Raw genomic sequence first — 3,117 nt, 5'->3', positions numbered from 1 at the left:
TATCTCCCCCCTTACTCCCCCCTTTCAAAGGGGGGCTGGGGGGGATGGGGGTTGGGGGGGATGGGGGTTAGGGGGGCCCGTGCATAAACTGCCCAGCTTGCACTATATACATAAGATGGGTACAGGTACAGGATTGAGTTACCGATGAGAAAACCGAGGGTCTGCTCTGTCGCAGTCGCCATCATCGCCGCTTGTCTTTGCAGTGCCGGGGAAGCGGCGGGAACGCCACCAGTGACACAAAAAGAACGCATTGCCCAACAGTCCGACTCGGGTGCGGCGGATGCCAGCTTGCAACGGGCAATAGAACTGTTTCAAGAAGGAACGGCGGAGTCTTTACGGGCTGCCATTCCCTATTTTGAGGAGGCGGCAAGGTTCTATGAACAGGCCGGGAATTCCGCCCAGCAAGCTTTAGCTCAACTGGGTCTGGGTCGAGTCTACGATCTGTTGGCAAAAAAGCAGCGAGCCCTGGAGTATTACGAGCAAGCCTTGCCTTTGTTGCGGGCAGTGGGCGATCGCCCCGGGGAAGCCGTCGCCCTCAACAATATCGGTGGGATCTACGATGCCTGGGGGGAAAAGCGACAGGCTCTGGAATATTACGAACGAGCCTTGCCATTGAGACGGGCGGTGGACGATCGCGGCGGGGAAGCCAGAACCCTCAACAATATCGGTTTGGTTTACGATACCTTGGGGGAAAAGCAGCAAGCCCTGGAGTATTACGAACGAGCCCTACCCTTGTCCCGGGCCGTGGGCGATCGCCGACAAGAAGCCACCACCCTCACCAATATCGGTTTGGTCTACTCTGCCTTGGGGGAAAAGCGGCGGGCTCTGGAGTATTACGAACGGGCCCTGCCCTTGTCCCGAGCCGTGGGCGATCGCCGACAAGAAGCTAGAACCCTCAATAATATCGGTTGGGTCTACGATGCCTTGGGGGAAAACCAGCGGGCTCTGGAGTATTACGAGCAAGCCTTGTCTTTGTTGCAGGCGGTGGGCGATCGCCGACAAGAAGCCACCACCCTCACCAATATCGGTGTGGTCTACTCTGATTTGGGGGAAAACCGGCGGGCTCTGGAGTATTACGAGCGATCCCTGCCCTTGTCCCGGGTAGTGGGCGATCGCTCCGGGGAAGCCCTCACCCTCAATAATATCGGTGCGGTCTACTCAGATTTGGGGGAAAAGCAGACAGCCTTGGAGTATTACGAGCGAGCTTTGCCCTTGTCCCGAGCGGTGGGCGATCGCTCCGGGGAAGCCACCACCCTCGGCAACATTGCTGGGCTCCAACGTTCCCAAGGACAACTCACCGAAGCCCTCGCCAACATGGAACGGGCGATTGGCTTAATTGAAGAACTCCGCAGCCTCGCCCCATCTGGGGAACTCCGCCAAACCTTTTTCTCCACCGTTCAAGACCGTTACCAATTCTACATCGAACTCTTAATGCAACTGCATCAACAAAACCCCCAAAAAGGATATGATGCTCTTGCATTCTACGCCAGTGAACGTTCCCGCGCCCGCAGTCTCATCGAACTCCTCACCGAAGCCGGCGCCGACATCCGCAAAGGGGTTGACCCGGAATTGCTCGAAAAAGAGCGCGACTTACTCCGACAACTCAACGAGGTGGAACGCCGCCGCCACGACTTGGTGAGCGGTAACTACAGCGACGCCGAACTCGATGCCATCAACGAACAATCCCGAACCCTACTCGCCCAACTCGACCAACTCGAAACCCGAATTCGCGCCGTCAGCCCCGCCTACGCCAACCTCCAATATCCCGAACCTTTGACCCTCGAAGGCATTCAAAATCAGGTACTCGACGACGAAACCATCCTGTTGGAATACGCCCTCGGCGAAACGGAAAGCTATCTCTGGCTCGTCACCCAAAATAGCATCACCAGTTACGTCCTTCCTCCCCGAAAAGAAATCGAAACAGCCGTTGAAAATTTCCGGGCGTCCGTCACCTCCGACAACACCGCCGGACTGTCTTCAGGACTCCCCCTGAGCGAAATGATACTTGCCCCCGCCGCCGCCCAACTGGGCAACAAACGTCTATTAATTGTCGGGGATGGAGTCTTGCAATACGTCCCCTTCGTCGCCCTGCCGCTACCCGACTCTCCCGATACTCCCCTACTGGTTCAAAACGAAATTGTCACCCTTTCCTCAGCTTCCACCGTTGCCATTCAACGCCAACAACTCGCCAACCGTTCCCCGGCGGACAAAATCCTGGCGGTTTTGGCCGACCCCGTTTTCGACCCCGACGACCCCCGCATCACCGGAACCCCCCAACTGGCTTCAGCAACCCTCGACGAACTCGCCCTAGAACGCGCCACCCGCAATTTGGGATTAGGAGAAGGGGGAAACTCTTTTCCTCGCCTCAAATTCACTCGCGAAGAAGCCGAAACCATTCTAGCTTTAGTTCCCGAAAATCAACGGTTGCAAGCCCTAGATTTCCAAGCCTCCCGAGAAATAGCCACCGATTCAGATTTAGCACAATATCAAATCATCCACCTCGCCACCCACGGCCTCCTCGACCCCAAAAATCCGGAACTTTCGGGGGTGGTTTTATCCCTATTTGACGAAACCGGAACCCCCCAAAATGGATTCCTGCGCCTCGGGGATATTTTCAACTTGAATTTACCCGCCGAATTAGTCGTGTTGAGCGCCTGTCAGACCGGACTGGGAGAAAATATCAGCGGGGAAGGATTGGTGGGGTTGACTCGGGGTTTCATGTACGCCGGTTCCCGGCGGGTGGTGGTAAGTTTGTGGAGCGTCAACGACGCCTCAACTTCCGAGGTGATGGCGAGATTTTACCAGAAAATGCTCGAAGACGGACTCGATGCCGTTACCGCCTTAAGGGAAGCACAATTAGAAATGTGGAATTCCCAACAGTGGCAGTCTCCCTACTATTGGGCAGCATTTACAATACAGGGAGATTGGCAGTAGGAAATTGGGGCTTTAGTGTAGGGTGGGTTAGGCGGCTGAAACCCATGCTGTGAAAGCCATCTATAAATCCGCCGTAACCCACCGTTTAAGGTGTGTCGGTTCATATTGATAAAATCATGAATTTTGTATTTTGAATTGAAGGGGTGGTGGGTTACGGCGCGGATGAAAAGTTGTGGGTTTTTC

Annotated in this window: 1 protein-coding gene; it reads left to right on the top strand. The window is 55.4% G+C overall.

Features of this window, described 5'->3' with window-relative positions; translation table 11 throughout:
* The first annotated feature begins 144 nt into the window (after positions 1 to 144).
* Positions 145 to 2,934: a CHAT domain-containing protein gene (locus AC0QHF_RS17670; protein ID WP_324705552.1), complete on the top strand. Its 2,790-nt coding sequence runs from the start codon at positions 145 to 147 to the stop codon at positions 2,932 to 2,934.
* Positions 2,935 to 3,117: the final 183 nt, after the last annotated feature.

Source organism: Lyngbya sp. CCY1209 (assembly GCF_055795065.1).
The sequence above is the reverse complement of the archived record's forward strand: the minus strand, read 5'-3'. Positions and strand labels throughout refer to the sequence as shown.